Raw genomic sequence first — 25772 nt, forward strand, 5'->3', positions numbered from 1 at the left:
TACGGGCCGCGTCGAATCGGCCGTCGCCGGCCGGTCATCCGCCGGTCGTCGACCGGTCGTCGCTTGTGCGCGGATTCACACGCCGCCGGCGCGCGGGCGCGCTCAGGCGGCGGCTTCGCTCCGGCGCTCCATCGCCTGCTGGAACAGGCGCCCGGCGCGGTACGAGGAGCGGACCAGCGGGCCCGACATCACGCCGGAGTAGCCGATCTCGTCGGCCTCCTCCTTCAGCTCCACGAACTCCTGCGGCTTCACCCACCGCTCCACCGGGTGGTGGCGTACCGAGGGGCGCAGGTACTGGGTGATGGTGATGAGCTCGCAGCCCGCGTCGTACAGGTCCTGCAGCGCCTCGCTGACCTCCTCGCGGGTCTCGCCCATGCCGAGGATCAGGTTGGACTTGGTGACCAGGCCGGCCGCGCGGGCCTCGGTGATCACCTGCAGCGAGCGCTCGTAACGGAAGCCGGGGCGGATGCGCTTGAAGATCCGCGGCACGGTCTCGACGTTGTGCGCCAGCACCTCGGGGCGGGCGGAGAAGACCTCGGCCAGCTGGTCGGGCTCGGCGTTGAAGTCGGGGATCAGCAGCTCGACCTTGGTGCGGCCGGCCGCGCGGTCCGCCGTCTGCGCGTGGATCTGGCGCACGGTCTCCGCGTACAGCCAGGCGCCGCCGTCCTCCAGGTCGTCGCGCGCGACGCCGGTGATGGTGGCGTAGTTCAGGTCCATCGCGACGACCGACTCGCCCACGCGGCGCGGCTCGTCACGGTCCAGCGCCTGCGGCTTGCCCGTGTCGATCTGGCAGAAGTCACAGCGCCGGGTGCACTGGTCACCGCCGATGAGGAAGGTCGCCTCGCGGTCCTCCCAGCACTCGAAGATGTTCGGACAGCCCGCCTCCTGGCAGACCGTGTGCAGTCCCTCGCTCTTGACGAGCTTCTGGAGCTGGTTGTACTCGGGGCCCATCTTCGCCCGGGTCTTGATCCACTCGGGCTTGCGCTCGATGGGGGTCTGGCTGTTCCGGACCTCCAGGCGCAGCATCTTGCGTCCGTCGGGTGCGACTGCGGACACGGCTGGCTCCTACGGCTTCGATTCCTCGGCGAACACCAGGGTACGCCCGATAAAAGTGTGGCCTCGTTGCGGCTGTCGTTACGTCGGGCCAACCCTTTGGCCAGTGCACGGCATTCCCGCCCGGTCGACCCCTAGGTCGTGTCCGCAAAGTCCCGTCTGCCTGGCGGCCCTCGCGGGCGGACGACGCTACTTTGCGGACACTCCCTAGGCGGCGGCCGTCTTCTCCACCGCGCGCGGCTTCGGCTCCGCGTTCTCCAGCACGTCCCGCAGGTGCTTCTCCACCACCGGTAGGACGTCCGCGAGCGTCACGTCCCGGCCCAGCTCCTGCGCCAGCGACGTGACCCCCGCGTCACGGATGCCGCACGGCACGATCCGGTCGAACCAGGTGTTGTCCGGGTTCACGTTCAAGGCGAAGCCGTGCATCGTCACGCCCTTGGCGACCCGGATGCCGATCGCCGCCAGCTTGCGGTCCTCGCGGCGCTGGCCGGCGTTGGACGGGGCGTACTCCGGGCCGTTCAGGCGCGGGTCGAACTCGTCGTCCTGCAGCCGGGGGTCGAAGTCCAGCGAGAGCCCGCCGAGCGCGGGGCGCTGCTCCACCGGGTCGCCCAGCACCCACACGCCGCTGCGGCCCTCGACCCGGGTGGTCTCCACGCCGAACTCGGCCGCCGTGCGGATCAGCGCCTCCTCCAGGCGGCGTACGTGCGCCACCACGTCCACCGGGCGCGGGAGCTTCATGATCGGGTAACCGACGAGCTGACCGGGGCCGTGCCAGGTGATCTTGCCGCCGCGGTCCACGTCGACGACCGGCGTCCCGTCCAGGGGGCGCTCGTTCTCGGCCGTGCGCCGCCCGGCGGTGTAGACGGGCGGGTGCTCCAGCAGCAGGCAGGTGTCCGGGATCTCGTCCGCGAAGCGAGCGGCGTGGATCTCACGCTGCTTGTTCCACGCCTTCTGGTACTCGACGGCTTCCTCGCCGAATCCCAGATGGACGAATCGCAGCTCACTCACGGCGTACGCCTCCCTCTCGTGTGCGGATCGCGCCCTCGCCACTGTACGGCGGCGCCCGTCGTCGCGGGCGGGCAGGTCGCTCGGCCCGCCTTCCGGACGGTCAGGCGTCAGTGCCGGGCCCAATCCTCACACGATCGGATGAATGTGGGGCGAAGGTGGCGGTACGGACGTCCTGGGCAGTTAAATTCGCGCCGTTCCGCCGTTTCGTGTTTCAAGGGGGAGTCGGCACCCCGCCCGTAAGGCAAGGCAGGAGACCGCACACCTGATGACGGATCGCCCCCCGCAGCGCACCCCCAACCGGCAGCTCGCCGCCCTCATCGCCGAGGCCGGCTTCTCCAACGCGGGTCTGGCCCGACGGGTCGACCAGCTCGGGCTCGAGCACGGCCTCGACCTGCGGTACGACAAGACCTCGGTCACCCGCTGGCTGCGCGGCCAGCAGCCGCGGGGCACCACCCCCGCCCTGATCGCCGAGGTGTTCACCCGGCGTCTGGGGCGACGGCTGTCCGCCCAGGACCTCGGGCTCGACGCCTGCGCGCCCGTGTACGCCGGGCTGGAGTTCGCGGCCACGCCCGAGGAGGCCGTCGACATCGTCAGCGGCCTGTGGCGCAAGGACTCCGGCAGCCACGCCGAGCTCCGCAAGATCGCCTTCACCCCGGCCGGGCTCGTCGTCCCCAGCCGTGACTGGCTCATCGGCCGCGCCGACGAGCGCGTCGCCCGCGGCGAGCCCCCGCAGGCCCAGGCCCCCGAGCCCCGCGTACCTGCCCAGGGGCGCGCCTCCGTGCCCCGCCAGCGCACCACCGACCGGACCCCCGGCCAGCGCGTCACCGGCGGCGACGTCGCCGCCCTGCGCTCCGTCGGCGAGCTCTTCCGCAGCCTCGACCACGCGTACGGCGGCGGCCACGCCCGCCAGGCCCTCGTCCGCTACCTGGAGCACGAGGCCGAACCCATGCTGCGCGGCGTCTACGGCGAGACCGTCGGGCGAAGACTGTTCGCCGCGGCCGCCGACCTCACCCGGCTCGCCGGCTGGACCTCGTACGACATCGCCGCCCACGGGCTCGCCCAGCGGTACTTCGTGCAGGCGCTGCGGCTCTCCCAGGCCGCCGGCGACCGCGCGTACGGCTCGTACGTCCTGATCACCATGAGCCGCCAGGCCGTCTACCTCGGCCACGGGCGCGAGGCCGTGCAGCTCGCGCGCGTGGCCCAACAGGGCGTCGGCTCCGCCGCGCCGCCCGTCGTCCAGGCGCTGCTGCACGCCGTCGAGGCCCGGGGTCACGCCGTCCTCGGCGAGGTCCGGGCCTGCACCGCCGCGCTCGTGCGCGCCGAGCGGGCGCTGGAAGGGGCCCGGCCCGGCGACGACGTCCCGTACTGGGCGCGGTTCTTCGACGAGGCGGAGCTCGCCGACGACGCCGCGCACTGCCACCGGGACCTCCAGCAGTACCGCGCCGCCGTCCAGCACGCGGAGCGCGCCCTCCAGCTGCGCGCCCCCGCCTTCGCCCGCAGCCGCCTCTTCTGCCGCGTCGTCCTCGCCACGTCCCGGCTCGGCCTCGGCGAACTCGACCACGCGTGCGCACTGGGGGCGGAGGCCGCCCAGCAGGCGTCGGAGATCCGCTCCGCCCGCGCCGTCGAGTACGTACGCGACTTCGAACGCCGCCTGGAGCCGTACAAGGACGCCGTGGCCGTACGCACCTACCGCGACCGGGTCGGCGCCATGGGCCTCTGAGCCCGGGCCCCGACGGGGTCACGCGGCCGCGCGGCTCTCCTCCGCCACCCGGTCGTCCCCCGGCCGGCCACCGGGGACCCCCAGGTCCCGCAGCACCGCCTGGGCGGCGCGGCGGCCCGACGACAGGGCCCCCTGCACGGTGCCCGAGTCCCGGTGGTCGCCGCAGACGTACAGCCCCGCCAGCAGCCGTACGGGCCGGCGCGGATCGTGCGGAGGCGGCATGGCCACGACGGCCTCCGGATCGTGGTGCACCGCCAGCAGCTCCCAGTCCGCCGTGCCCACCCCGTACAGCCCCGCCAGCTGCCGGAGCACCCGCTCCTCCAGGCCGTCCGGCGGCGCGCCGAGCACCGTCGAGGAGACCAGCACCCGGCCCTGCGGCGCCCGCGACGGATCGACCTCGCTCATGACGGCGGTGTACGCCACCGGACCCGTGCGGTCCGCGTCGAGCAGCAGCGCCGCCGGCTCGGTCACCGGTGGCGCGGGCGCCGTGTGGTGCACCACCGTCACCGGGTGGAAGTCCGGCACGCGCAGCCCCGGCAGCAGTTCGGCGGCGGCGCGGGCGCCGGTGGCCACCAGCAGCGAACGGCACGCCAGCTCGCCGTGCTCGGCGGTGACGACCCGGTTGATCGACGCGTCCTTGACGTGGACGCCCGTCTTCACCGTGCCCGTCGGCAGCGCCGCCGCCAGGCGCTCCGGCAGCGTCGCGGCCCCGCCCGCCGGCACGCACAGCCGCCCGCGCGCGAAGCCGCGCAAAGCGAGGTCGGCGGCGCGGCTGGAGGTCGTGGTGAGGTCCGGGTCGCCGAGCAGCGCCGACAGCAGCGGCCGCAGGAACCGGTTGACGGTACGCGGTGGCAGCCCGCGCCCCGCCGCGCCCGCACCCGGGGCCAGCGCCGCCGACAGCTCCCGCCGGGCCAGCAGCCGCGCGGTCGGCGTCGTCGCCAGCCGCCCCAGCGCCGCGCCCAGCCGGGCCTGGTCCAGCGTGCGGGGCGCGTGCGCAAGGGCCCGCGCCCGCGTGAGCGCCCCGCCCCTCGCGCTCCCCGCGTCGCCGAGCTCGGCGGTGCGGAGCTCCACGGCGCGGGCCTCGCCCGTACGGGCCGACGCCATCCGGTGCAGCCTGCCGTCACTGTGCACCACGACCCCCGGCCGGAACGCCCGCAGCGCCGCGCCGTCGAGGCCCGGCACCCGGCGCAGCTCCGGACAGGCCGTACTGAGCAGCGGCCCGATCCGGTCGAGCCGGAACCCGTCGACGTCCTCGGTACCCATCCGTCCGCCGACCCGAGGGGCGGCCTCCAGGACACTGACCGTCAGTCCTGCCCTGACCAGCTGATGAGCCGCGGCCAGACCCGCGAGCCCGGCTCCTACGATCACGACGTCCGCGTGCTGCTCCTGCTTGAGCACGTGTCCCTCCCCGGGGTGGCGGTTCGGTGCGTGGGGGGCTCATGCCCTCAACGGGGCGACGGAATGCCCGAGTCGGCCCGAGCGTAGGAGTCCCGGCACCTACCGGTCAGTCGCGCGCACGGGGGTTCACCGGTGCACGGGGGTCGCACGCGGCTTTTTTGAGGGCTCGGTTCCCCTCCGGGGCGCCTAAGGCGGTGTCGACGGTCGATCTCCCCCTACGCCCTGCGGGCGTGGGAGGTACCCCCGCTCGGTTCGCTCGTTCCTCACGACCCTCCGCGCGTTCTCCCTTTCGACACCGCCGCTCCCCCTACCTTCGGCGGGGGGACCCCCACTTCGGCTCACTCGCCTTTGGTGCTCGGGGGAAGGGCGGAGGCGCGGCAGGGCTTGCCCGTGGGTCACGGGCGAGGAGGGGAGGGCCCCGCGCCGCCTCGCGGGCACCGGGTACACGCCGGTCGTGCCGGTTTCGCCGGTCACGCGCGCGATCGCGCCGTCGATCGTCGGGAAGGCGAAGCGGAAGCCCGACTCCAGGAGGCGGCGCGGCAGCACCCGCTGGCTGCCCAGGACGTCCGCCGCGAAGTCGCCGAGGGCGATCCGCAGCGCCGGGGCGGGGACGTGGAGGACGGCCGGGCGGCGCAGGACGCGGGACATCGCGGAGGCGACCTCGTGGTTGGTGACGGGGTCCGGGGCCGTCAGGTTCACCGGGCCGGAGAGGGACGCGGTGTCCAGGATGTGCCGCAGGGCCGCCACCTCGTCGTGCAGGGAGATGAAGCTCCAGTACTGCCGGCCCGAGCCCAGCCGTCCGCCGAGCCCCGCGCGGAACAGCGGGAACAGGCGCCCCCACGCGCCGCCCTCGCGGGCGACGACCAGGCCGGTACGGGCGTAGGCGACGCGGATGCCCGCCTCCTCGGCCGCCGACGCGGCCTCCTCCCACTCGACGCAGACGGACGGCAGGAAACCGTCGCCCGCGGGCGCCGACTCGTCCACCGCGCGCGTGCCGGTGTCCCCGTAGTAGCCGAGGGCCGTACCGCACAGCAGGACCCGGGGCGGGGCGTCCAGGGAGGCGACGGCCTCCGCGATCGCCGCCGTACCGAGGACCCGGCTGTCGCGGATCTCGCGCTTGTACGCCTCCGTCCAGCGGCGCTCGCCGACGCCCGCGCCCGCCAGGTGGACGACGGCGTCGCAGCCGACGAGGCCCGCGGCGTCGACGTACTGGCGCCGGGGGTCCCACTCCACCTCGTCGCCGGCGCGCGCCGGGCGCCGGACGAGGCGGACGACGTCGTGGCCGTCCGCGCGCAGGGAGCGGAGGAGGGCGGAGCCGATGAGGCCCGTGGAGCCGGTGATGGCGATACGCATGGGCACATCCTGCCCCGAGGGGGCCGCATGGCACAGTGACCGCCATGACCGACTCGTACGCGCGTACGCCCCTGCGCATCCGTACCGCCCGTCCGGCCGACGCCGGGCCGCTCGGCGAGCTGGACCGGGCCGTCTGGTCGCCGCTGCACGCCGTGGTGCCGAGGCCGTACCCGCCGTACGACCCCTTCTTCGACTCCCACCACCGCCCCGACGACTATCTGGTCGCCGAGGCGGACGACGGCCGCCTGGCGGGATACATACGGATCGTGCCGCCCACCCGCCTCGCCTGCAACGCGCACGTGCGGCAGATCCAGGGCCTCGCCGTCGCCGCCTGGGCGCGCGGCGCCGGGGTCGGCCGGGCGCTGCTGCGCGCGGCGTGCGACGAGGCGCGCCGCCAGGGCGCCACCCGCATGACACTGCGCGTCCTCGGCCACAACACGCCCGCGCGCCGGCTGTACGAGGCGGAGGGCTTCGCCGTCGAAGGGGTCCTGCCGGGCGAGTTCCACCTGGACGGGCGGTACGTCGACGACGTCCTCATGGGGCGTGCCCTGCTCAGCGGGGACTGAACAGCCGCATCCCGCCGGTCAGCTCGCGCAGGCAGCGCGCCGCGAGCGCGGCCGCCTCCTGCGGGGGCGCGTCCGTCTCCGCCCACGCCTCCAGCGCCACCCGGATGGCGTCCGTCGCCGCGGCCGCCGCCAGCCGCACCTCCAGCGGGTCCGCGCCCTCGCCCGCCAGCACGGCCAGCACCGGCCGCAGCCGCTGCTCCGACTCCTGGTTCGCGCGGTACCAGACCGCCCGCAGCGCCGGGTCCCCGGCGGCCGCCCGCAGGAGTCCGCGGGTCCAGCGCAGCCCCTCGGCCGCCGACCCGTCCGGTACGGACAGGGCTTCGGTGATCGACCGCTCCAGCGCCTCCCGCAGGGGTACGGCGCCGGGCTCGGCCGCCGCGAGGCGCGCGCGCCAGCGGTCGGCGCCACCGGCGAGGAGCGGGGCGACGGCGTCCTGCTTGTTGCGGAAGTACCGGTAGAAGGTGCGCAGCGCGACCCCCGCCCGGTGGGCGATCTCCTCGGCCGTGGTGCCGTCCGGGCCGCGCTCGGCGAAGAGCTCCGCCGCCGCGCGGGCGATGTCCATCTGGGTCGCGGCCTTGCGGCGCTCGGTCAGCGAGGCGGGCTTGGTGCTCATCGGGGTTCAGCGTACGTCGGGCCGCCCCCACCGTCGGAGCCATGACGGCTGATGGCAAAACGTGCCACCGAGGCGTACCGTGACGCCATGGTGCAGCGCTATGAGAACCGCCGCGTCCTCGTCACGGGCGCCGGCTCCGGCATCGGCCGGGCCACCGTCCACCGGATACTCGCCGAGGGCGGGCGGGTCTTCGCCGTGGACGTCGACGAGACCGGGCTGAAGGAGACGTACGCACAGGCCGCCGCGGCCTCCGCCGCGGACCGGCTCACCACCGCCCTCCTGGACGTCTCCGACGAAGCCGCCGTACGCGCCGGGGTCGCCGCCGCGACCGGGACGCTCGGCGGGCTGGACGTGCTCGTCAACGCCGCCGGGATCCTGCGCTCCGAGCACACCCACAAGACGACGCTCGACCTCTTCGAGCGGATCATCGCGGTCAACCTCACGGGCACCTTCCTGGTGATCCGCGAGGCCCTCCCGGCCCTGCTCGACGGCGACCGCCCGGTCGTCGTCAACTTCTCGTCCACCTCGGCGAGCTTCGCCCACCCCTACATGGCGGCGTACGCGGCCTCCAAGGGCGGCATCCAGGCGATGACCCACGCCATCGCGAGCGAGTACAGCAAGCAGGGCCTGCGCGCGGTGTGCGTCGCACCCGGCTCCATCGCCTCCGGCATGACCACCGGCACCGGACCCGGCCTCCCCGAGGACGCCGACATGAGCCTCTTCGCCAAGCTGGCCCCGGCCATCGGGCAGGGCTTCGCCGGCCCGGAGACCGTCGCCGGGGTCGTCGCGATGCTCGGCTCCGAGGACGGGGCCTTCATCACCGGCACCGAGATCCGCATCGACGGCGGCACCCACTTCTGACCGCCGGACCCCTCGGTCACAGGCCGCCGAAGCGCTCCCAGAGCCGGGGGAACCGCTCCTCCAGCGCCGCGTCGTCGTCGAAGTCGAACGGTGTGCCCTCCGGCTCCGGCGGCTGGGGCGGGATGCCCAGGTCCGGCGCGACGGTCCCGGTCAACTGCTCGTACGCCTCGTCCGCCGCGTACCCCAGCTCCTCGCCGTCCCCGTCGATCTCCTCGTCGAACTCGTCGAGGAGCTCGGCGAGCGCGTCCGGGTCGTGCACCGCCCCCTCGAACACCTCCCGGCCCTGGCCGATCAGCCAGCAGCGGAAGTAGTCGAAGGCGTCGTCGCTCGCGCCACCCAGCAGCACGGCGGCCGCGCCCCACAGGTCCCAGGTGTAGGCGCGGTTGTACCGCGCCTCGAAGTGCCGGGCGAAGTCCAGCACGGAGTCGGGGTCGAGCTGCAGCAGTCTCTCCACCAGCAGTTCCGCGTGGTCCTCGGGGTCGCCCTCGGCGGCCGCGCGGGTGGTGTCGATGATCTCCCAGAACTCCGTTTCGTCCATCACGGGACCAGCATCCCGGGCGGCGGACGGCGGCGCACGCCGAACGGCCGAAAGGAACGGCCGAAAAGAATCCGGACAGCAGGTGTCGCCTTTCGCTGTCACCGTCGTCGTATGACGAAGACGCAGCCGACCACGGAGCACCACAGCAACGACAAGCCGCTCGCCGGGAAGATCGCCCTCGTCGCGGGCGCCACGCGCGGCGCGGGCCGCGCCATCGCCGTCGCACTCGGCGCCGCGGGCGCCACCGTGTACGTCACCGGCCGCACCACCCGTACGAAGGTCAGCGAGGTCGGCCGGGCCGGCGAGACCATCGAGCAGACCGCCGAGCTGGTCACCGAGGCCGGGGGCGAGGGCGTCGCCGTACCGACCGACCACCTCGTACCCGAAGAGGTCCGGGCGCTGGTCGCGCGCATCGACGAGGAGCGGAGCCGGCTCGACGTCCTCGTCAACAGCCTCTGGGGCGGCGACCACCTGCTGAAGTTCGGCGTCAAGATGTGGGACACGGACCTGGAGGACGGGCTGCGCATGCTGGACCTCGGCATCCGGAGCCACGCCATCACCAGCAGCTGCGCGCTGCCGCTGCTGATCCGGCACCCGGGCGCCCTGGTGGTCGAGATGACCGACGGAACGGCCGAGTACAACACCACCCGCTTCCGCGAGAACTTCTACTACGACCTCGCCAAGACCACCCCGATCCGTATGGCCTTCGCCCTCTCCGAGGACCTGAAGGACGTGGGAGGCACGGCCGTGGCGGTCACCCCGGGCTTCCTGCGCTCCGAGGAGATGCTCGACGCCTTCGGCGTACGCGAGGACAACTGGCGTGAGGGGACGGAGAAGGACCCGCACTTCGCCATCGCCGAGTCACCCGTCTACGTCGGCCGGGCGGTCGCCGCGCTCGCCGCCGACCCCGACCGCCACCGCTGGAACGGGCAGTCGCTCTCCAGCGGGCAGCTCGCCAAGGTGTACGGCTTCACCGACACGGACGGCTCGCGGCCCGACGCCTGGGGGTACTTCATCGACGTCGTCCACGGAGGGAAGCAGGCCACCGTCGACGACTACCGGTAGAGGTCCCTCATCCGGGCCGCCGCCTCGGCGAACCGCTCCCGCAGCGAGGCCGGCTCCAGCACCTCCGCCTCCGGGCCCAGCTGGAGGAGCTGGGAGTACGCCACCTCCTCCGACTCCACCCGGAGGGTGACCGTCACCCGGCCCTCCGCGTCCGGCGGACCGGCCGCCTCCAGCGCCTCGCGGGCGGCGGCCCGGTCCGTCACCCGCGGCAGCCACCGCGCCCCCGCCCCGCCGAGCCGGACCACCACCTCCGTACGCAGCAGGGAGCGGGCGAACTCGGCCGCCCGCTCCTCCCAGAACCCCGGCAGGTCGAACCCCTCGTCCCGTACGAAACGGTCGTCGCCGAGCGCCACGGCCGTGAACCGGTCCACCCGGTACACGCGGAAGGCGTCCTCGGCGCGGGCGCACAGGTACCAGACGCCCGCCTTGAGCACGAGCCCGTACGGCGCCAGCTCCCGCTCCACTTCGCCGTCCCGCCGCCGGTAGCGCGCCGAGACCAGCCGGTCGTCCCACACCGCCTCCGCGAGCGTCGGCAGCAGCTCCGGCGTCTCGGGCTCCTGGTACCAGCCCGGCGCGTCGAGGTGGAAGCGCTGCGCCGCCGAGACGGGCGCGTCCCGCAGCGACGGCAGCAACGCCGCCGACACCTTCAGCCGGGCCACCGACGCCGCGTCGTCCAGCCCCATGTCCCGCAGCGCCCCCGGTACGCCCGAGAGGAACAGCGCCTCCGCCTCGCTGCGCGCCAGGCCCGTCAGCCGCGTCCGGTAGCCGCCGATCAGCCGGTAGCCGCCCGCGCGGCCCCGGTCCGCGTACACGGGTACCCCGGCCTCCGAGAGCGCCAGCGCGTCCCGCGTGATCGTCCGCTCCGACACCTCCAGCTCGCGCGCGAGCTCGGCGGCCGTCATGGCGGGGCGGGACTGGAGGAGCAGCACCATCTTGATCAGCCGGGCAGCGCGCATGGCCCCATCATGCAAGAAGCCCCCCGCCGGAGCGGGGGGCTTCTCGCACACGAGACCTACAGGCCGTAGCGCTCGCGGGCGTCCTTCACGACCGAGGCCGGGACCTCGCCGCGCTTGGCCAGCTGGGCCAGGGCCGCGACCACGATGGACGGGGCGTCCACGCCGAAGTGGCGGCGCGCCGCCTCACGCGTGTCCGACAGGCCGAAGCCGTCGGCGCCGAGCGAGCTGTAGTCCTGCTCGACCCACTGCGCGATCTGGTCCGGGACCTGGCGCATGTAGTCGGTGACCGCCAGCACCGGGCCGGGCGCGTCGGCCAGCGCCTGGCGGACGTACGGCACCCGCTCCTCGCCGCGCAGCAGCGCCGCGTCGGCCTCCAGCGCGTCGCGCCGCAGCTCGGACCACGAGGTCGCGGACCACACGTCGGCGGTCACGCCCCACTCGGCGGCGAGCAGCTCCTGCGCCTCCAGGGCCCAGTGGATCGCCGTGCCCGACGACAGCAGCTGGATGCGCGGCGCGTCGGCGGCGGGCGCGGTGCCCTCCTTGAACCGGTACAGGCCCTTGATGATGCCCTCGTCCACGCCCTCCGGCTTGGCGGGCTGCGGCATCGGCTCGTTGTAGACCGTCAGGTAGTAGAAGACGTTCTGGTCCTCGCCCGGCGCGGTCTCGCCGTACATCCGGCGCAGACCCTCCTTGACGATGACTGCGACCTCGTACGCGAACGCCGGGTCGTACGTCAGCGCCGCCGGGTTCGTCGCCGCGATGACGGGGGAGTGACCGTCGGCGTGCTGCAGGCCCTCACCGGTCAGGGTGGTGCGGCCCGCCGTGGCGCCGACGAGGAAGCCGCGGCCGAGCTGGTCGCCGAGCTGCCACATCTGGTCGGCGGTCCGCTGCCAGCCGAACATCGAGTAGAAGATGTAGAACGGGATCATCGGCTCGCCGTGCGTGGAGTACGCGGTCGACGCGGCGATGAAGTCGGCCATCGAGCCGGCCTCGGTGATGCCCTCGTTGAGGATCTGGCCGTTCTTCGCCTCGCGGTAGTACATCAGCTGGTCGCGGTCGACCGGCTCGTACGTCTGCCCCTTCGGCGAGTAGATGCCGAGCGACGGGAACAGCGACTCCATACCGAAGGTGCGGGCCTCGTCCGGGACGATCGGGACCCAGCGCTTGCCGGTCTCCTTGTCGCGGATCAGGTCCTTCATCAGGCGGACGAACGCCATGGTCGTCGCGACCGACTGAGAGCCGGAGCCCTTGTCGAAGGCGGCGAACGCCTTGTCGGCCGGGGCCGGCAGCGGCGCGACCGGGTGGACGCGGCGGGCCGGGGCCGGGCCGCCGAGGGCCGCGCGGCGCTCCTGGAGGTAGCGGACCTCGGGGGAGTCGGCGCCGGGGTGGCCGTAGGGCACCTGGCCGTCGACGAACGCGGAGTCCGGGATCGGCAGGCCCAGCAGGTCCCGCATGTCCTTGAACTCCTCCACCGAGAGCTTCTTCATCTGGTGGTTGGCGTTCTTGGACTCGAAGCCCTTGCCGAGGGTGAAGCCCTTCACCGTCTGGGCGAGGATCACGGTCGGCGCGCCCTTGTGGGAGAGCGCGGCCTTGTACGCGGCGAAGACCTTGCGGGACTCGTGGCCGCCGCGCGAGTGGTGGAAGCACTCGATGATCTTGTCGTCGGAGAGCAGCTTCGCCATCTCGACGAGCGCCGGCTCCTTGCCGAAGAAGTCCTCGCGGATGTAGGCCGCGTCACGCGTCTGGTACGTCTGGATCTGCGCGTCCGGTACCTCGCGCAGGCGGCGTACGAGCGCGCCCGTGGTGTCGAGCTGGAACAGCTCGTCCCAGGCGGTGCCCCACAGCGACTTCACGACGTTCCAGCCGGCGCCGCGGAACTGGGCCTCCAGCTCCTGCACGATCTTGAAGTTGGCGCGGACCGGGCCGTCGAGGCGCTGCAGGTTGCAGTTGATGACGAAGGTGAGGTTGTCGAGCTCCTCACGGGCGGCGAGCGCGAGGGCCGCCGTCGACTCGGGCTCGTCCATCTCGCCGTCACCGAGGAACGCCCACACGTGGGAGTTGGAGACGTCCTTGATGTTGCGGTTGGTCAGGTAGCGGTTGAACCGCGCCTGGTAGATCGCCGAGAGCGGGCCGAGGCCCATCGACACCGTCGGGAACTCCCACAGCCAGGGCAGGCGCCGCGGGTGCGGGTAGGACGGCAGGCCGTTGCCGCCGGACTCCTGGCGGAAGTTGTCCAGGTGCTGCTCGGTGAGGCGGCCGTCGAGGAAGGCGCGGGCGTAGATGCCGGGGGAGGCGTGGCCCTGGATGTAGAGCTGGTCGCCCGAGCCGTCGCCCTCCTTGCCGCGGAAGAAGTGGTTGAAGCCGGTCTCGTAGAGCCAGGCGGCGGAGGCGAAGGTGGCGATGTGGCCGCCGACGCCGTACTTCGCGCCGCGCGACACCATGGCGGCCGCGTTCCAGCGGTTCCAGGCGGTGATCTTCGCTTCCATCGCCTCGTCGCCGTCGAAGCCGTACGCGGCCTCGGCGGCGGTCGGGATGGTGTTGACGTAGTCGGTTTCGAGCAGCTTGGGCAGCGCGAGACCGGCGCCCTCGGCGCGCTCCAGGGTGCGGCGCATCAGGTACGCGGCGCGGTGCGGCCCGGCGGCCTTGGCGACGGCGTCGAGGGACGCCTGCCACTCGGCGGTCTCCTCGGGGTCGCGGTCCGGCAGCTGGTCGAGCTCGCTCGGCTGGATGCGGTTCGGGTCGGTCGTCATAATCGCCGCCTTCCGGAGTCGAAGGGGTGTGGAGCCCTTGGTCTTGGCAGGACAGGGCGAGGTGGACCTCTGTTGAAGTCCGCGGACGACTGTACGACCGTGATCGATGATCGATCAAAGTGTTCGGGGAAAAATCTTTCCCAGAAGGCCAAAGTCGGCATTGGGTGCCACAAAAATGGGCACCCGGTGCCTTGTTTTCGCAGGTGGGCAGGGTGAATGAGCGCGCACGCCCCCAAATGAGCGGGGGCGTGCGCGTCGGCGTGAAGAGTGGCGCAGAGGGGCGCGCTCAGGCCCTCGGAGCGCAGCCGAGGACGTGCTGCTTCACCAGGACCCCGATCTGGGGGTCCCGGCGGCGGAAGGCCTGGACGAGCTCGTCGTGCTCCTCCGCGTACGACTTCTGTACGGTCCCGAGCCAGCGGATCGACAACGCCGTGAAGACCTCGATGCCGAGCCCCTCCCAGGTGTGCAGCAGCACGCTGTTGCGCGCGGCGCGCACCAGCTCCCGGTGGAACGCCACCGTGTGCCGCACCTGGGCCGTCCCGTCGGCCCGCGCGTCCGCCTCGTACAGCGCCGCCACATGGGGCTCCAGGGCCGAGCAGTCCTCGCCCAGGCGGTCGGCCGCCAGCTCGGCGGCGATCTGCTCCAGACCGGCGCGCACGGGGTAGCTCTCCTCCAGGTCCGCCGCCGTCAGGTTGCGTACCCGTACGCCCTTGTTGGGCGCCGACTCGATCAGCCGCAGGCTCTCCAGCTCGCGCAGCGCCTCGCGCACGGGCGTCTGACTGACCTCCAGCTCCGTGGCGATGCGCCGCTCGACGATGCGCTCACCCGGCTTCCAGCGGCCGCTGACGATGCCCTCCACGATGTGCTCGCGGATCTGGTCGCGCAGCGAGTGGACGACGGGCGGGGTCATGGGGGCTCCTTCGCGGCTGCGGCGGTCGATCGCCTGATCGCCATTATTCCGCCCGGTCAGGGCCGATGGCTGCCCCGGGGCGCGAGACACCTGTCACGCGACGGCACACGCGACGGCACACGTGACGGGTCACGCGGCGGCTCACGCGACGACGGCGCCCCCGGCCGGAGAGTTCCGACCGGGGGCGCCGTCGTCATGTCCCGTACGCCGGGAGGGGCGGGCTACAGGCCGAGGTCGACCTCGAACTCGCCCGCTTCCAGGATGGCCTTGACGGCCGTCAGGTAGCGGGCGGCGTCGGCGCCGTCCACCAGGCGGTGGTCGTAGGAGAGCGACAGGTAGGTCATGTCGCGCACCGCGATGGTCTCGCCCAGGTCCGGGTGGTTGATGACCACGGGACGCTTGACGGTGGCGCCGATGCCCAGGATGGCGACCTGGTTCGGCGGCACGATGACCGTGTCGAACAGCGCACCGCGCGAGCCGGTGTTGCTGATCGTGAAGGTGGCGCCGGACAGCTCGTCCGGGGTGATCTTGTTGCCGCGGACCTTGCCCGCGAGCTCCGCGGTGGCCTTGGAGATGCCCGCGATGTTCAGGTCGCCGGCGTTCTTGATGACCGGCGTCATCAGACCCTTCTCGGAGTCCACGGCGATGCCGATGTTCTCCGAGTCGAAGTACGTGATGGTGCCCTCGTCCTCGTTGATCCGCGCGTTGATGACCGGGTGGGCCTTCAGCGCCTGCGCGGCGGCCTTGACGAAGAACGGCATCGGGGACAGCTTGACGCCCTCGCGGGCGGCGAACGCGTCCTTGGCGCGGGCGCGCAGCTTCATCAGCTTGGTGATGTCGACCTCGACGACCGAGGTCAGCTGGGCCTGCGAGTGCAGCGCCTTCATCATGTTGTCGCCGATGACCTTGCGCATCCGGGTCATCTTGACCGTCTGACCGCGCAGCGGCGACGCCTCCAGCGCCGGCGCCTTGGCGGCCGGAGCGGCGGCGGCCGGAGCGGCCGCGGCGGGGGCCGGGGCAGCGGCGGCCTTGGCGGCCTCGGCAGCGGCCAGGACATCCTGCTTGCGGATGCGGCCACCGACGCCGGTGCCCTTGACGGCCGACAGGTCGACGCCGTTCTCGGCGGCGAGCTTGCGGACCAGCGGGGTCACGTACGCGCCCTCGTCCGCCGGCTGTGCGGGCGCGGCGGGCGCGGCGGCGGCCGGAGCCGGGGTGACCGGGGCCGGAGCCGGGGCCGGGGCGGCGGGCGCGGCGGGAGCCGGAGCAGCGGCCGGGGCCGGAGCCGGGGCGGCCGGGGCCTCCGCGGCGGGAGCGGCGGCCGGAGCCGGAGCCTCCTGAGCCGGGGCGGCGGCCGGAGCCGGAGCCTCCTGGGCCGGGGCGGCCGCCGGAGCGGCACCCGCGGCGCCGATGACGGCGAGCTTGGCGCCGACCTCGGCGGTCTCGTCCTCGCCGACGACGATCTCCAGCAGCACACCGGAAGCCGGGGCCGGGATCTCGGTGTCGACCTTGTCCGTGGAGACCTCGAGCAGCGGCTCGTCCTCCGTGACCTCCTCGCCGACCTGCTTCAGCCAGCGGGTGACGGTGCCCTCGGTGACCGACTCGCCCAGCGCGGGCAGCACGACGTCGGTGCCCTCGGCACCACCGGCCGGAGCGGCGGCGGGAGCCTCGGCGGCGGGGGCCTCGGCAGCCGGAGCCGGAGCCTCGGCGGCAGGGGCCTGGGCGGCCGGAGCCTCCGCGGCGGGAGCCTCCGCGGCCGGGGCCGGAGCGGCGGCCTCGGCCGGGGCGCCGGAGCCGTCGTCGATGATGGCCAGCTCGGCGCCGACCTCGACCGTCTCGTCCTCGGCGACCTTGATGGAGGCCAGAACGCCGGAGGCGGGGGCGGGGATCTCGGTGTCGACCTTGTCGGTCGACACCTCGAGCAGCGGCTCGTCGGCCTCGACGCGCTCGCCCTCGGCCTTCAGCCAGCGGGTGACAGTGCCCTCGGTGACGCTCTCGCCGAGCGCCGGCAGGGTTACGGAAACCGACATGGTTTCAGTTGCTCCTAACGAATTGCGGTAAGTGGTCGTCGCGCCCGGGACTGAGCGGATCAGTCGTGGGAGTGGAGGGGCTTGCCGGCCAGCGCCAGGTGAGCCTCGCCGAGCGCCTCGTTCTGCGTCGGGTGGGCGTGGATGAGCTGCGCGACCTCCGCCGGCAGCGCCTCCCAGTTGTAGATCAGCTGCGCTTCGCCGACCTGCTCGCCCATGCGGTCACCGACCATGTGGACGCCGACCACGGCACCGTCCTTGACCTGCACGAGCTTGATCTCGCCCGCGGTCTTGAGGATCTTGCTCTTGCCGTTGCCCGCGAGGTTGTACTTCAGAGCGACGACCTTGTCCGCGCCGTAGATCTCCTTGGCCTTGGCCTCGGTGATGCCCACGGAGGCGACCTCGGGGTGGCAGTACGTCACCCGCGGCACGCCGTCGTAGTCGATCGGAACCGGCTTCAGGCCGGCCAGCCGCTCCGCCACGAGGATGCCCTCGGCGAAGCCGACGTGCGCGAGCTGCAGGGTCGGGACGAGGTCGCCGACGGCCGAGATCGTGGGCACGTTGGTCTGCATGTACTCGTCGACCAGGACGTAGCCGCGGTCCATCGCGACGCCCTGCTCCTCGTACCCGAGTCCGGCGGAGACCGGGCCGCGGCCGATGGCGACGAGCAGCACCTCGGCCTCGAAGGTCTTGCCGTCCGCCAGGGTGACCTTGACGCCGTTGTCGGTGTACTCGGCGCTCTGGAAGAAGGTGCCGAGGTTGAACTTGATGCCGCGCTTGCGGAAGGCGCGCTCAAGAAGCTTCGAGCTGTTCTCGTCCTCGACCGGGACGAGGTGCTTCAGGCCCTCGATGACGGTGACGTCGGTGCCGAAGGACTTCCACGCCGAGGCGAACTCGACGCCGATGACGCCGCCGCCCAGGATGATCGCGGACTCCGGGACCCGGTCCAGCGTCAGCGCGTGGTCCGAGGAGATGATGCGGTTGCCGTCGATCTCCAGGCCCGGGAGGGACTTCGGTACGGAACCGGTGGCGAGGAGGACGTGGCGGCCCTCGACCCGCTGGCCGTTCACGTCGACGGAGGTGGGGGAGGAGAGCCGGCCCTCGCCCTCGATGTACGTCACCTTGCGGGAGGCGACCAGGCCCTGCAGGCCCTTGTACAGGCCCGCGATCACGTCGTCCTTGTACTTGTGGACGGCCTTGATGTCGATGCCCTCGAAGGTGGTGAGCACACCGAACTGGTCGGCCTCGCGGGCCTGGTCCGCGATCTCACCGGCGTGGAGCAGGGCCTTCGTGGGAATGCATCCGTTGTGCAGGCAGGTGCCGCCGAGCTTGTTCTTCTCGATCAGTGCGACGTCCAGGCCCAGCTGCGCACCCCGCAGGGCCGCGGCGTAACCGCCACTGCCACCGCCGAGGATCACTAGGTCGAAAACGGTGCTGGCGTCGTTCGCCACGTCACGTCCTCCATGCATGTGCGCCGGTCGCCGGGCCCCCGGCCTCGGGGGATGACCGGCCTGTCGGCTGGTGTTCGGCCGCTGATTCTTCGGCCCTGTGGTGGGGGCCCTGTCCTGCCGAGAACCCATCTTCGCACTTGTTGCCGGAACAAGAGACGCCGGGCCAGGCTCTGAGACGGCGGATCGTCCACGCGCCCGGGCCGCCGACGCGTACGAACCTACGGATTCCGTCGCCCCGGAGCCGGGCCCGCCCCGACGGCGTACGACCCCGGGAGCAAGGCTCCGGAGCCGTACGCCCTCGCCTCACCCCCGGGACCTATGGCGAGTGAGGCGAAGGGGCGCCGCCGGTGTCGGAAGGGAGAACGCGCGGAGGTCGCGAGGGACGAGCGACCGAGCACGATCGACCGTCGACACCGGCTTGAGCGCCCCGGAGCCGAACCGAGCCCAAAAAAGCGGGGGGATCAGCCGAGGTCGCCGGCCGCTACCCGCTCCGCGAGCTTCACCAGGGTGCGGACCGCCGAGCCGGTGCCGCCCTTGGGGGTGTAGCCGTAGGGGCCGCCCTCGTTGAAGGCGGGGCCCGCGATGTCGAGGTGGGCCCACGGGATGCCCTCGCCGACGAACTCCTTCAGGAACAGGCCGGCGACCAGGCCGCCGCCCATCCGCTCGCCCATGTTGGCGATGTCGGCGGTCGGGGAGTCCATGCCCTTGCGCAGCTCGGCGGGGAGCGGCATCGGCCAGGACTGCTCGCCCGCCTCCTCCGCGATCTCGTGGACCGCGGTGCGGAAGGCGTCGTCGTTGGCCATGATGCCGAAGGTGCGGTTGCCGAGCGCCAGCACCATCGCGCCGGTGAGCGTCGCGACGTCGACGATGGCGTCCGGGTGCTCCTCCGAGGCGCGGGTGAGCGCGTCGCCCAGCACGAGCCGGCCCTCGGCGTCGGTGTTGAGCACCTCCACCGTCTTGCCGCTGTACATGCGGAGCACGTCACCGGGGCGCAGGGCGGAGCCGGACGGCATGTTCTCGGCGAGCGCCAGCCAGCCGGTGATGTTCACCTCCAGGCCGAGGCGGGCGGCGGTGACGACCGCGGCGAACACCGCGGCGGCGCCGCTCATGTCGCACTTCATCGTCTCGTTGTGGCCCGCCGGCTTCAGGGAGATGCCGCCCGAGTCGTACGTGATGCCCTTGCCGACCAGCGCCAGCGTCTTCTCCGCCTTGGGGTGCGTGTAGGCGAGCTTCACCAGCCGGGGCGGGTTCGCGGAACCGGCGCCGACGCCGAGGATGCCGCCGTAGCCGCCCTTGGCGAGGGCGCGCTCGTCGAGCACCTGCACCTTGATGCCGTGCTCCTTGCCGGCCGCGGTGGCGATGGCGGCGAAGGCCTCGGGGGTGAGGTCGTTGGGCGGGGTGTTGATCAGGTCGCGGGCGCGGTTGAGCTCCTCGGTGAGCGCGACGGCGCGTTCCGCCGCCGCCTTGTACGCCTTGTCGCGGGGCTTCGCGCCCAGCAGCGCCACCTCGGCGAGGGGGCCCTTGGCGTCCTTGCCCTTCTCGCGGTACGCGGTGAAGGCGTACGCGCCCAGCAGCGCGCCCTCCGCGATGGCCTCGGCGTCCTCGACGGCCTCGACGGGCAGCGCGAAGGCGGCCTTCTTCTTACCGGCGAGGGCGCGGGCGGCGGTGCCGGCGGCGCGGCGCAGGGCCTCGGCGGAGTAGGTCTCGTCGTCCTTCTCGGGCGCCTGGCCGAGGCCGACGGCGAGCACGACCGGGGCCTTCAGGCCGGCCGGGGACGGCACCTTGGTCACCTCGCCGTCGGCGCCGGAGGCACCGAGGGTCTCCAGGACGTCGGCGAGCTTTCCGTCGAACGCCTGGTCGACGGCCTCGGCGCCGGGTGCGACGACGAGCCCCTTGCCGCCCTGCGGGCTCTTGGCGACGCCGACGACGAGGACGTCGGCGCGCAGTGTCGCCGCGCCGGCGGTGCTGAGAGTGAGAGCAGTCACGGTGGTGAAATCTCGCTTCCGTTTGAGTGGTCGGGCGGCGTGTGCGGCTGGCGTACGGCCGTGGCACGGCCGAGATGCGGTCGAGGGGTGGGCCGACCTTGCCCGTCGCATCGTAATTCGGCCCGGGGAATGCCGGGGACGAGCCTACGCGCGCACTCCCGTCTCGCTCACGGCGGCGGCAATTCACTCATCCGTGGTGTCTCTTTCACGTTTGCCACCCCGTATGGGTGAGAGCTCGGTCACACTCTGCTCAATCCTGCAAGGGAGCGATCCGGCCCTTTGCATCATCTCCACAGATCCCCCGGGCGCCCCCACGCGCGCCGGCGGGTCCCGCGAGGGGGGAAAGACCATGCACGTCCACGGAATCCGCGCCGGGCGCACCGCGACCGCTCTGCTGGCCGCGGTGCTGCTGACCGGCGCGCTCCCGGCGGCCGGCGCGGCGGCCGCGCCCACGCCCCGTATCGACCTCACGGTGCTCGTCGTGGACGACGGCGGCGGCGCGGTGGAGGCCCTCACCGCCGAACTGAAAGGTTCCGGCACGCCGTACCGCGCGGTACGCCTCGGCGACCCGGGCCGCCCCGTCATCGACGCGGCCTTCCTCGCCGACACGGTCGACGGGCGCCCGCGCGCCAAGTACCAGGGCGTGGTGCTGCCCGACGAGGCGCCCCAGGGGCTGTCCGCGGCGGAGCGGGACGCGCTCGCCGCGTACGAGCGGACGTACGCGATCCCGCAGGTCGACGCGTACACCTGGGCCCATCCCGGCGTCGGCCTGGAGTACACGGACGACGGCGGCCGCTCCGGCGTGCTCGACGGCGTGGAGACCGCCCTCACCGCCGCCGGGAAGGCAGGGCCCTTCCGGTACCTCGACGGGCCGGTCGTCTTCGAGGACAACGACCCGGACGTCTCCGAGAGTTACGGGTACGCCGGCCGGCCCCGCGCCGGATACACCAGCTACCTGGACGTGGCCACCGGCGACGGCGGCGGCCGGGCCAGCCTCCTCGGCGAATACGCCCACGACGGGCGGCGCGAGCTCGTCGTCACCTTCGCCTACAACCGGCACCAGCGGCAGTTCCGCGCCCTGGCCCGGGGCATCGTGGAATGGCTGACTCAGGGCGTACACCTCGGACAGAGCCGGAACTACTTTTCCGTCCATGTCGACGACGTCTTCGCCCCCGACGCCCGCTGGGACACCGTCCGCAACTGCACGCCCGGCGACTTCGACTGCCCGGGCGGCGACGGCGAGGGCACGCCGCCGATCCGCATGACCGCGGCCGACGCGCAGTACGCCGCCCAGTGGCAGCGGGCGAGCGGCCTCACCCTCGACATGGTCTACAACGGGGGCTCCGGCGAGGAGTGGAAGGCCGAGCACGGCGGCAGCGACCCGCTCACCGCCCAGCTCCTCGCTGACCGGGCGCAGTACCGCTGGGTCAACCACACCTACACGCACCCCTTCCTCGGCTGCGTCCAGGACACCTCCACCGTGCCGTGGCAGTGCGCCAAGGACGCGTACGGCAACACCCGGTGGACGAGCCGCGCCGAGATCGCCGCCCAGATCCGCGACAACCACACCTGGGCCGTCGGCAAGGGCCTCGCCGTCGACCGCGCCGAACTCGTCACCGGCGAGCACTCCGGCCTGAAGACCCTGCCGCAGCAGCCCGCCGACAACCCGAACCTCGCCGGGGCGCTCTCCGACACCGGGGTCCGCTGGATCGCGAGCGACAACTCCCGAGAGCCCCGGCAGCGGCCCGTGGGCGCCGCGAGGACCGTGCCCCGCCACCCGATGAACGTGTACTACAACGTCGGGACGGCGGAGGAGATGACCGACGAGTACAACTGGATCTACACCTCCGAGGAGGACGGCGGCAGCGGCGTCTGCGCCACCAACCCCGCTTCCACCTGCCTCGACGAGCCGCTCGACGTACGCACCGGGTACGCGGAGCACATCGTCCCGCAGGAGGCCCGCACCGCGCTGGGCCACGTCATGGCCAACGACCCGCGCCCGCACTACGTCCACCAGTCCAACCTCGCCGAGGAGCGGCTCCTCTACCCCGTCCTCGACAAGGTCCTCGCCGACCACCGCGCCCTGTTCGCGGAGAACACCCCGCTCGTCAACCCCCGCCACCGCGACATCGGTACCGAACTGGCCCGCCGCGCCGCCTGGGACCAGGCCCTCGCGGACGGCAAGGTCACCGCGTACCGCATCGGCACCACCGTCACCGTCAAGGCGCCGGCCGGCGTGACCGCCCCGGTCACCGCGCCCGGGGGCACCCGCAAGCAGCAGCTGCTCGGTACGACGGCGTTCGGCACGCCCTACGCCGGGGCCCGCTCCGCCTGGACCGCTCCCGACACCTTCCAGACGGCGATCACCCTCACACTGCCGACCGCCTGACCAGCGCCACCAGCGCCACCGCGCCACCAGCGCCACCGCGCCACCAGCGCCTGACGAGCTCACTCCCGGGGGGGAACCGAATGCCGACCACAGGCCGCCATGTCACCATGCTCACCGAAGGCACCTATCCGCACGTCCACGGCGGTGTCAGCACCTGGTGCGACCAGCTCGTCCGCGGCATGCCCGAGGTCGACTTCCAGATCCTCGCCCTCACCGGCAGCGGCCGCGAGCCCGTCACCTGGGAGCTCCCGCCCAACGTCTACCGCCACACCGCCTTCCCGCTGTGGGGCCCGGCGCCGGGGCGCGGGCGGCCGCTGTTCGGGCGCGAGCGGCGCCGCTTCACCGACACCTACGAGCGCTTCCTGCTCTCGATACTCGACCCGTCCGCCGGCTGCGACTTCGGCGAGGGCCTGTACGCCCTGGCCGCGCTCGCCCGCCGCGGACGGCTCTCCTCCGCCCTGCGCTCCGAGTCGGTGCTGCGGTCGCTGATGTGGATATGGACCATGCCGCACCTGAGAACGGCCGCCGCCCGCCCCACCGTCCACGACGCCCTGACCGCCACCGACCTCCTCGAACACGCGCTGAGGCCGCTCGCCGCCCGCATCCCCGCCGACAGCGTCGCCCACGCCGTCTCCAGCGGCCTCGCCACCCTCCCCGCGCTCGCCGCCCAGCACCTCGACGGCGTACCGTTCCTCCTCACCGAGCACGGCATCTACCTCCGCGAGCGTTACCTCGGCTACCGCACCGAGGCCCAGCGGTGGCCCGTCAAGGCGCTGATGCTCGGCTTCTACCGGGAGCTCAACTCCCTCGGCTACCGCAAGGCCGACCTCATCACGCCCTGCAACCAGTACAACCGGCGCTGGGAGGAGCGCGGCGGCGCCCCCGCCGACCGCATCCGCACCGTCTACAACGGCGTCGACCCGCACGCCTTCCCGCTCGCCGGCCCCGAGCCCGCCGTGCCCACCCTCAGCTGGTGCGGCCGCGTCGACCCCATCAAGGACCTGGAGACCCTGATCCGGGCGTACGCCATCGCCCGCGCGGAACTGCCCGAACTGCGCCTGCGGTTGTTCGGGCCCGTTCCGGCCGGGAACGAGGACTACCGCACCCGGCTGGAGAAGCTCGCCGCCGAGCTCGGCGTCACGGACGGCATCGCCTACGAGGGCCGGATCTCCGATGTGGCCTCCGCCTACGCGGCGGGCAGCGTGGTGATGCTCTCCTCCATCAGCGAAGGGTTCCCCTTCTCGCTCATCGAGGCCATGTCCTGCGGCCGCGCCACCGTCTCCACCGATGTGGGCGGGGTACGCGAGGCCGTCGGCGACACCGGCCTCGTCGTCCCGCCGCGCGAACCCGCCGTCATGGCCGAGGCCGTCATGGCGCTGCTGCGCGACGGGGAACGGCGCGCCGAGCTCGGGCGCAAGGCCCGGCAGCGGGTCGTCGACCGGTTCACGCTGCACCGCTCCGTCGACGGCTTCCGCCGCATCTACCGGGAGCTCGCCGGGGTCCCGGAGGCTCCCGTGGCGGAGCCGGACGACTGGACCCTCCAGCTCCGCATCCCGGACCCGCCCCCTGCCTTCGTCGGGGGGACCCCCAGGTACCGCGAACTCGATCGGACGGCGTGAATGAGCGGCTCCCTCTGGCTCACCCCGCCCGCCCCCGGCGCCACCGGCACCCTTCCGGCGATCCCGCGCCCCCGCCCCAGCTGGGCCGCGCCCGATCCGCTCGACGAGCTCGCCCACCGCCTGGAGGACTTGATAGCGGCCGCCGTCCACCCCGACGAGATAGCCGCCATCCTCGAATCCGACGGCATGACGGACGACCACATACGGCTCACCTACGGCCGCCCCGACTCCTTCGCCCTCGCCGAGGACCTCTACGCGCGCGTGGAGCGCCGCTTCCCCGAACCGGACGGCCCGCCCACCGACCCGTGGCACACCGGCCTCGGCGGCTGCCTCCTGCGCGGCCTGGTCTTCGCCCTGCCCGGCCTCGCGTACGTCCTCGGCGCGCCCCTCCTCGCGGGCCCGCCCGGCACGCTGGGCCTGCCCGCCGGAACGGTTCCGCTGCTCGCCGGGGCCGTCACCGGCTGGGTCTGGAACCAGGCCCTCTCCCACCGCGCCTACTCCTGGCTCGGCCTCGGCGACCGCCAGGCCGCCGCCCGCACCCTGCTCACCGGCGCCCCGGCCGGGGCCCTCGCGGGCGCGGTCGTCGCCGTCGCCGCGACCGGGCCGGGGGAGTGGGGCGCCGCCGCCTTCGCGGCCGGACAGTCGCTGTACCTGGCCGCCGCGACCGTCCTGCTGGTCCTCGACCGCGAGAAGGCCCTGCTGGGCGCGCTGCTGCCGCTGGCGGCGGGCGCCCCCGTCGCGTTCTGGTACGACCCGCCGCTCGCCGTGCGCACCGCCCTGCTGCTCGCCTCGCTCGTCGCGGCCATGGTGCTCGCGCTGCGGGTGCTCCTGCCGCTCGCCGCACCCGGCGTGCCCGGGAGGGCCGCGCCCCGGCTCGCCGCGTCGCTGCCGTACGGCCTCTTCGGGCTCGGCACCGGCGGGCTCGTGCTGTACGCCGCGCTCGGCGACGTCCTCGCCGACGGGCCCGGCGCGGCGGTGGCGGCGCCCTCCGCCGTGGCGCTCACGCTCTCGATGGGCCCCGCCGAATGGCTGCTGCACCGCTTCCGCAGCGAGAGCCTCGCCGGACTGCGGGCCAGCACCAGCGCCCGCGCCTTCCGCCGCACCACCGCGACCACGCTGGCGCTCTGCCTCACCGCGTACCTCACCGTCCTGCTGGCCCTCGCCGCCGGCGGGACGCTGCTGTGGCCGGGCGCGCCCGCCCTGGACGGGCTCCGGCTGGTGTCGCTGCTGCTCATCGGGACCGTCCTGTGGGCCGCCCTGCTGCTGCAGTCGTTCGGCGCGGCGCTCAGCGCGGCGCTGGTGTGCGTGGCGGCCACCGGGGCCCAGACGGTGGCCCTGGCGACGGGCGCGGGCGACCCGCAGGCGGCCGGCGCGGTCGTCACCGGGGCCGCGGCCGCGGTACTGGCCGCCCTCGGCTGGGTACTGCTCGGACGGGCGACCACCCACCGCACCTGAAGCACGCGCACCTGAAGCACGCGCACCTGAAGCACGCGCACCTGAAGCACGCAAAGGA

The 25772-nt window shown here is 73.4% G+C and carries 18 protein-coding genes and 1 pseudogene; 7 read left to right on the forward strand and 12 right to left on the reverse strand.

Going from position 1 to position 25772, the window contains the following annotated elements; translation table 11 throughout:
- Positions 1-102: 102 nt before the first annotated feature.
- The gene (gene lipA / locus AB0A69_RS02155) at positions 103-1056 is read right to left on the reverse strand and encodes a lipoyl synthase (RefSeq protein WP_361414355.1); all 954 of its coding nucleotides are present in this window, start codon (positions 1054-1056) and stop codon (positions 103-105) included.
- 204 nt (positions 1057-1260) lie between these two features.
- Complete coding sequence (lipB, locus tag AB0A69_RS02160; RefSeq protein WP_361414357.1) at positions 1261-2061, reverse strand: lipoyl(octanoyl) transferase LipB; 801 nt, start codon at positions 2059-2061, stop codon at positions 1261-1263.
- Between the two features lie 265 nt (positions 2062-2326).
- Here lipB and AB0A69_RS02165 point away from each other — a divergent pair, with 265 nt between their 5' ends.
- A complete protein-coding gene (locus tag AB0A69_RS02165; protein WP_361414359.1) occupies positions 2327-3781 on the forward strand; it encodes a regulator in 1455 nt (484 codons plus the stop codon).
- Between the two features lie 18 nt (positions 3782-3799).
- On the opposite strand, the gene AB0A69_RS02170 is transcribed toward AB0A69_RS02165, so the two are convergent.
- Positions 3800-5179 (reverse strand): NAD(P)/FAD-dependent oxidoreductase, encoded by a 1380-nt coding sequence (locus tag AB0A69_RS02170; protein ID WP_361414361.1) that lies wholly within the window; start codon positions 5177-5179, stop codon positions 3800-3802.
- A 480-nt stretch (positions 5180-5659) separates the two neighbouring features.
- Positions 5660-6532 (reverse strand): annotated as a pseudogene (locus AB0A69_RS02175) (TIGR01777 family oxidoreductase); the annotation flags it as partial.
- A gap of 44 nt (positions 6533-6576) precedes the next feature.
- On the opposite strand from AB0A69_RS02175, the gene AB0A69_RS02180 reads away from it, so the two are divergent.
- Positions 6577-7098 carry a GNAT family N-acetyltransferase gene (locus AB0A69_RS02180; RefSeq protein ID WP_361414363.1) on the forward strand — a complete coding sequence of 174 codons (522 nt, stop codon included), beginning with the start codon at positions 6577-6579 and terminating at the stop codon, positions 7096-7098.
- On the opposite strand, the gene AB0A69_RS02185 is transcribed toward AB0A69_RS02180, so the two are convergent.
- Positions 7085-7711: a TetR family transcriptional regulator gene (locus AB0A69_RS02185; RefSeq protein ID WP_361414365.1), complete on the reverse strand. Its 627-nt coding sequence runs from the start codon at positions 7709-7711 to the stop codon at positions 7085-7087. The genes AB0A69_RS02180 and AB0A69_RS02185 overlap by 14 nt on opposite strands.
- Before the next feature lie 90 nt (positions 7712-7801).
- Here AB0A69_RS02185 and AB0A69_RS02190 point away from each other — a divergent pair, with 90 nt between their 5' ends.
- Positions 7802-8572, forward strand: coding sequence for an SDR family oxidoreductase (locus tag AB0A69_RS02190; RefSeq protein ID WP_361415163.1), 771 nt, complete (start codon positions 7802-7804; stop codon positions 8570-8572).
- Positions 8573-8588: 16 nt separating this feature from the next.
- On the opposite strand, the gene AB0A69_RS02195 is transcribed toward AB0A69_RS02190, so the two are convergent.
- Positions 8589-9110 carry a DUF4240 domain-containing protein gene (locus AB0A69_RS02195; protein ID WP_361415165.1) on the reverse strand — a complete coding sequence of 174 codons (522 nt, stop codon included), beginning with the start codon at positions 9108-9110 and terminating at the stop codon, positions 8589-8591.
- 111 nt (positions 9111-9221) lie between these two features.
- Between AB0A69_RS02195 and AB0A69_RS02200 the strand changes: the two genes are divergently transcribed.
- A complete protein-coding gene (locus AB0A69_RS02200; RefSeq protein ID WP_361414367.1) occupies positions 9222-10175 on the forward strand; it encodes an SDR family oxidoreductase in 954 nt (317 codons plus the stop codon).
- On the opposite strand, the gene AB0A69_RS02205 is transcribed toward AB0A69_RS02200, so the two are convergent.
- The 6 genes from AB0A69_RS02205 to AB0A69_RS02230 all read right to left on the reverse strand — a co-directional run bounded on the left by AB0A69_RS02205 (position 10166) and on the right by AB0A69_RS02230 (position 20251).
- On the reverse strand, positions 10166-11131 hold the full coding sequence (locus AB0A69_RS02205; RefSeq protein WP_361414369.1) for a YafY family protein: 966 nt from the start codon (positions 11129-11131) through the stop codon (positions 10166-10168). The genes AB0A69_RS02200 and AB0A69_RS02205 overlap by 10 nt on opposite strands.
- Before the next feature lie 56 nt (positions 11132-11187).
- Complete coding sequence (gene aceE, locus AB0A69_RS02210; protein ID WP_361414371.1) at positions 11188-13881, reverse strand: pyruvate dehydrogenase (acetyl-transferring), homodimeric type; 2694 nt, start codon at positions 13879-13881, stop codon at positions 11188-11190.
- 286 nt (positions 13882-14167) lie between these two features.
- Positions 14168-14791 (reverse strand): GntR family transcriptional regulator, encoded by a 624-nt coding sequence (locus AB0A69_RS02215; RefSeq protein ID WP_355366572.1) that lies wholly within the window; start codon positions 14789-14791, stop codon positions 14168-14170.
- A gap of 221 nt (positions 14792-15012) precedes the next feature.
- A complete protein-coding gene (gene sucB / locus AB0A69_RS02220) occupies positions 15013-16818 on the reverse strand; it encodes a 2-oxoglutarate dehydrogenase, E2 component, dihydrolipoamide succinyltransferase (protein WP_361414373.1) in 1806 nt (601 codons plus the stop codon).
- Between the two features lie 59 nt (positions 16819-16877).
- Entirely contained in the window at positions 16878-18266 is a 1389-nt protein-coding gene (gene lpdA / locus AB0A69_RS02225) for a dihydrolipoyl dehydrogenase (protein ID WP_361414375.1), read from the reverse strand.
- Between the two features lie 461 nt (positions 18267-18727).
- A complete protein-coding gene (locus AB0A69_RS02230) occupies positions 18728-20251 on the reverse strand; it encodes a leucyl aminopeptidase (protein WP_361414377.1) in 1524 nt (507 codons plus the stop codon).
- A 349-nt stretch (positions 20252-20600) separates the two neighbouring features.
- On the opposite strand from AB0A69_RS02230, the gene AB0A69_RS02235 reads away from it, so the two are divergent.
- The 3 genes from AB0A69_RS02235 to AB0A69_RS02245 all read left to right on the forward strand — a co-directional run bounded on the left by AB0A69_RS02235 (position 20601) and on the right by AB0A69_RS02245 (position 25714).
- Positions 20601-22640 (forward strand): hypothetical protein, encoded by a 2040-nt coding sequence (locus AB0A69_RS02235; RefSeq protein ID WP_361414379.1) that lies wholly within the window; start codon positions 20601-20603, stop codon positions 22638-22640.
- An 80-nt stretch (positions 22641-22720) separates the two neighbouring features.
- A complete protein-coding gene (pelF, locus tag AB0A69_RS02240; RefSeq protein ID WP_361414381.1) occupies positions 22721-24259 on the forward strand; it encodes a GT4 family glycosyltransferase PelF in 1539 nt (512 codons plus the stop codon).
- Positions 24260-25714, forward strand: a complete 1455-nt coding sequence (locus tag AB0A69_RS02245) for a hypothetical protein (protein ID WP_361414383.1) — start codon at positions 24260-24262, stop codon at positions 25712-25714.
- The last annotated feature ends 58 nt before the right edge of the window (positions 25715-25772 follow it).

The organism is Streptomyces sp. NPDC045431, assembly GCF_040646655.1.
Taxonomy (GTDB): domain Bacteria; phylum Actinomycetota; class Actinomycetes; order Streptomycetales; family Streptomycetaceae; genus Streptomyces.

Bases quoted from the DNA above. Each gene is read 5' to 3' on its own strand.
- AB0A69_RS02215 (WP_355366572.1), bottom strand. From the start codon at position 14,791: ATGACCCCGCCCGTCGTCCACTCGCTGCGCGACCAGATCCGCGAGCAC.
- pelF (WP_361414381.1), top strand. From the start codon at position 22,721: ATGCCGACCACAGGCCGCCATGTCACCATGCTCACCGAAGGCACCTAT.
- AB0A69_RS02245 (WP_361414383.1), top strand. From the start codon at position 24,260: ATGAGCGGCTCCCTCTGGCTCACCCCGCCCGCCCCCGGCGCCACCGGC.
- AB0A69_RS02165 (WP_361414359.1), top strand. From the start codon at position 2,327: ATGACGGATCGCCCCCCGCAGCGCACCCCCAACCGGCAGCTCGCCGCC.
- sucB (WP_361414373.1), bottom strand. From the start codon at position 16,818: ATGTCGGTTTCCGTAACCCTGCCGGCGCTCGGCGAGAGCGTCACCGAG.
- AB0A69_RS02205 (WP_361414369.1), bottom strand. From the start codon at position 11,131: ATGCGCGCTGCCCGGCTGATCAAGATGGTGCTGCTCCTCCAGTCCCGC.
- AB0A69_RS02180 (WP_361414363.1), top strand. From the start codon at position 6,577: ATGACCGACTCGTACGCGCGTACGCCCCTGCGCATCCGTACCGCCCGT.
- aceE (WP_361414371.1), bottom strand. From the start codon at position 13,881: ATGACGACCGACCCGAACCGCATCCAGCCGAGCGAGCTCGACCAGCTG.
- AB0A69_RS02200 (WP_361414367.1), top strand. From the start codon at position 9,222: ATGACGAAGACGCAGCCGACCACGGAGCACCACAGCAACGACAAGCCG.
- AB0A69_RS02235 (WP_361414379.1), top strand. From the start codon at position 20,601: ATGCACGTCCACGGAATCCGCGCCGGGCGCACCGCGACCGCTCTGCTG.
- AB0A69_RS02195 (WP_361415165.1), bottom strand. From the start codon at position 9,110: ATGGACGAAACGGAGTTCTGGGAGATCATCGACACCACCCGCGCGGCC.
- AB0A69_RS02185 (WP_361414365.1), bottom strand. From the start codon at position 7,711: ATGAGCACCAAGCCCGCCTCGCTGACCGAGCGCCGCAAGGCCGCGACC.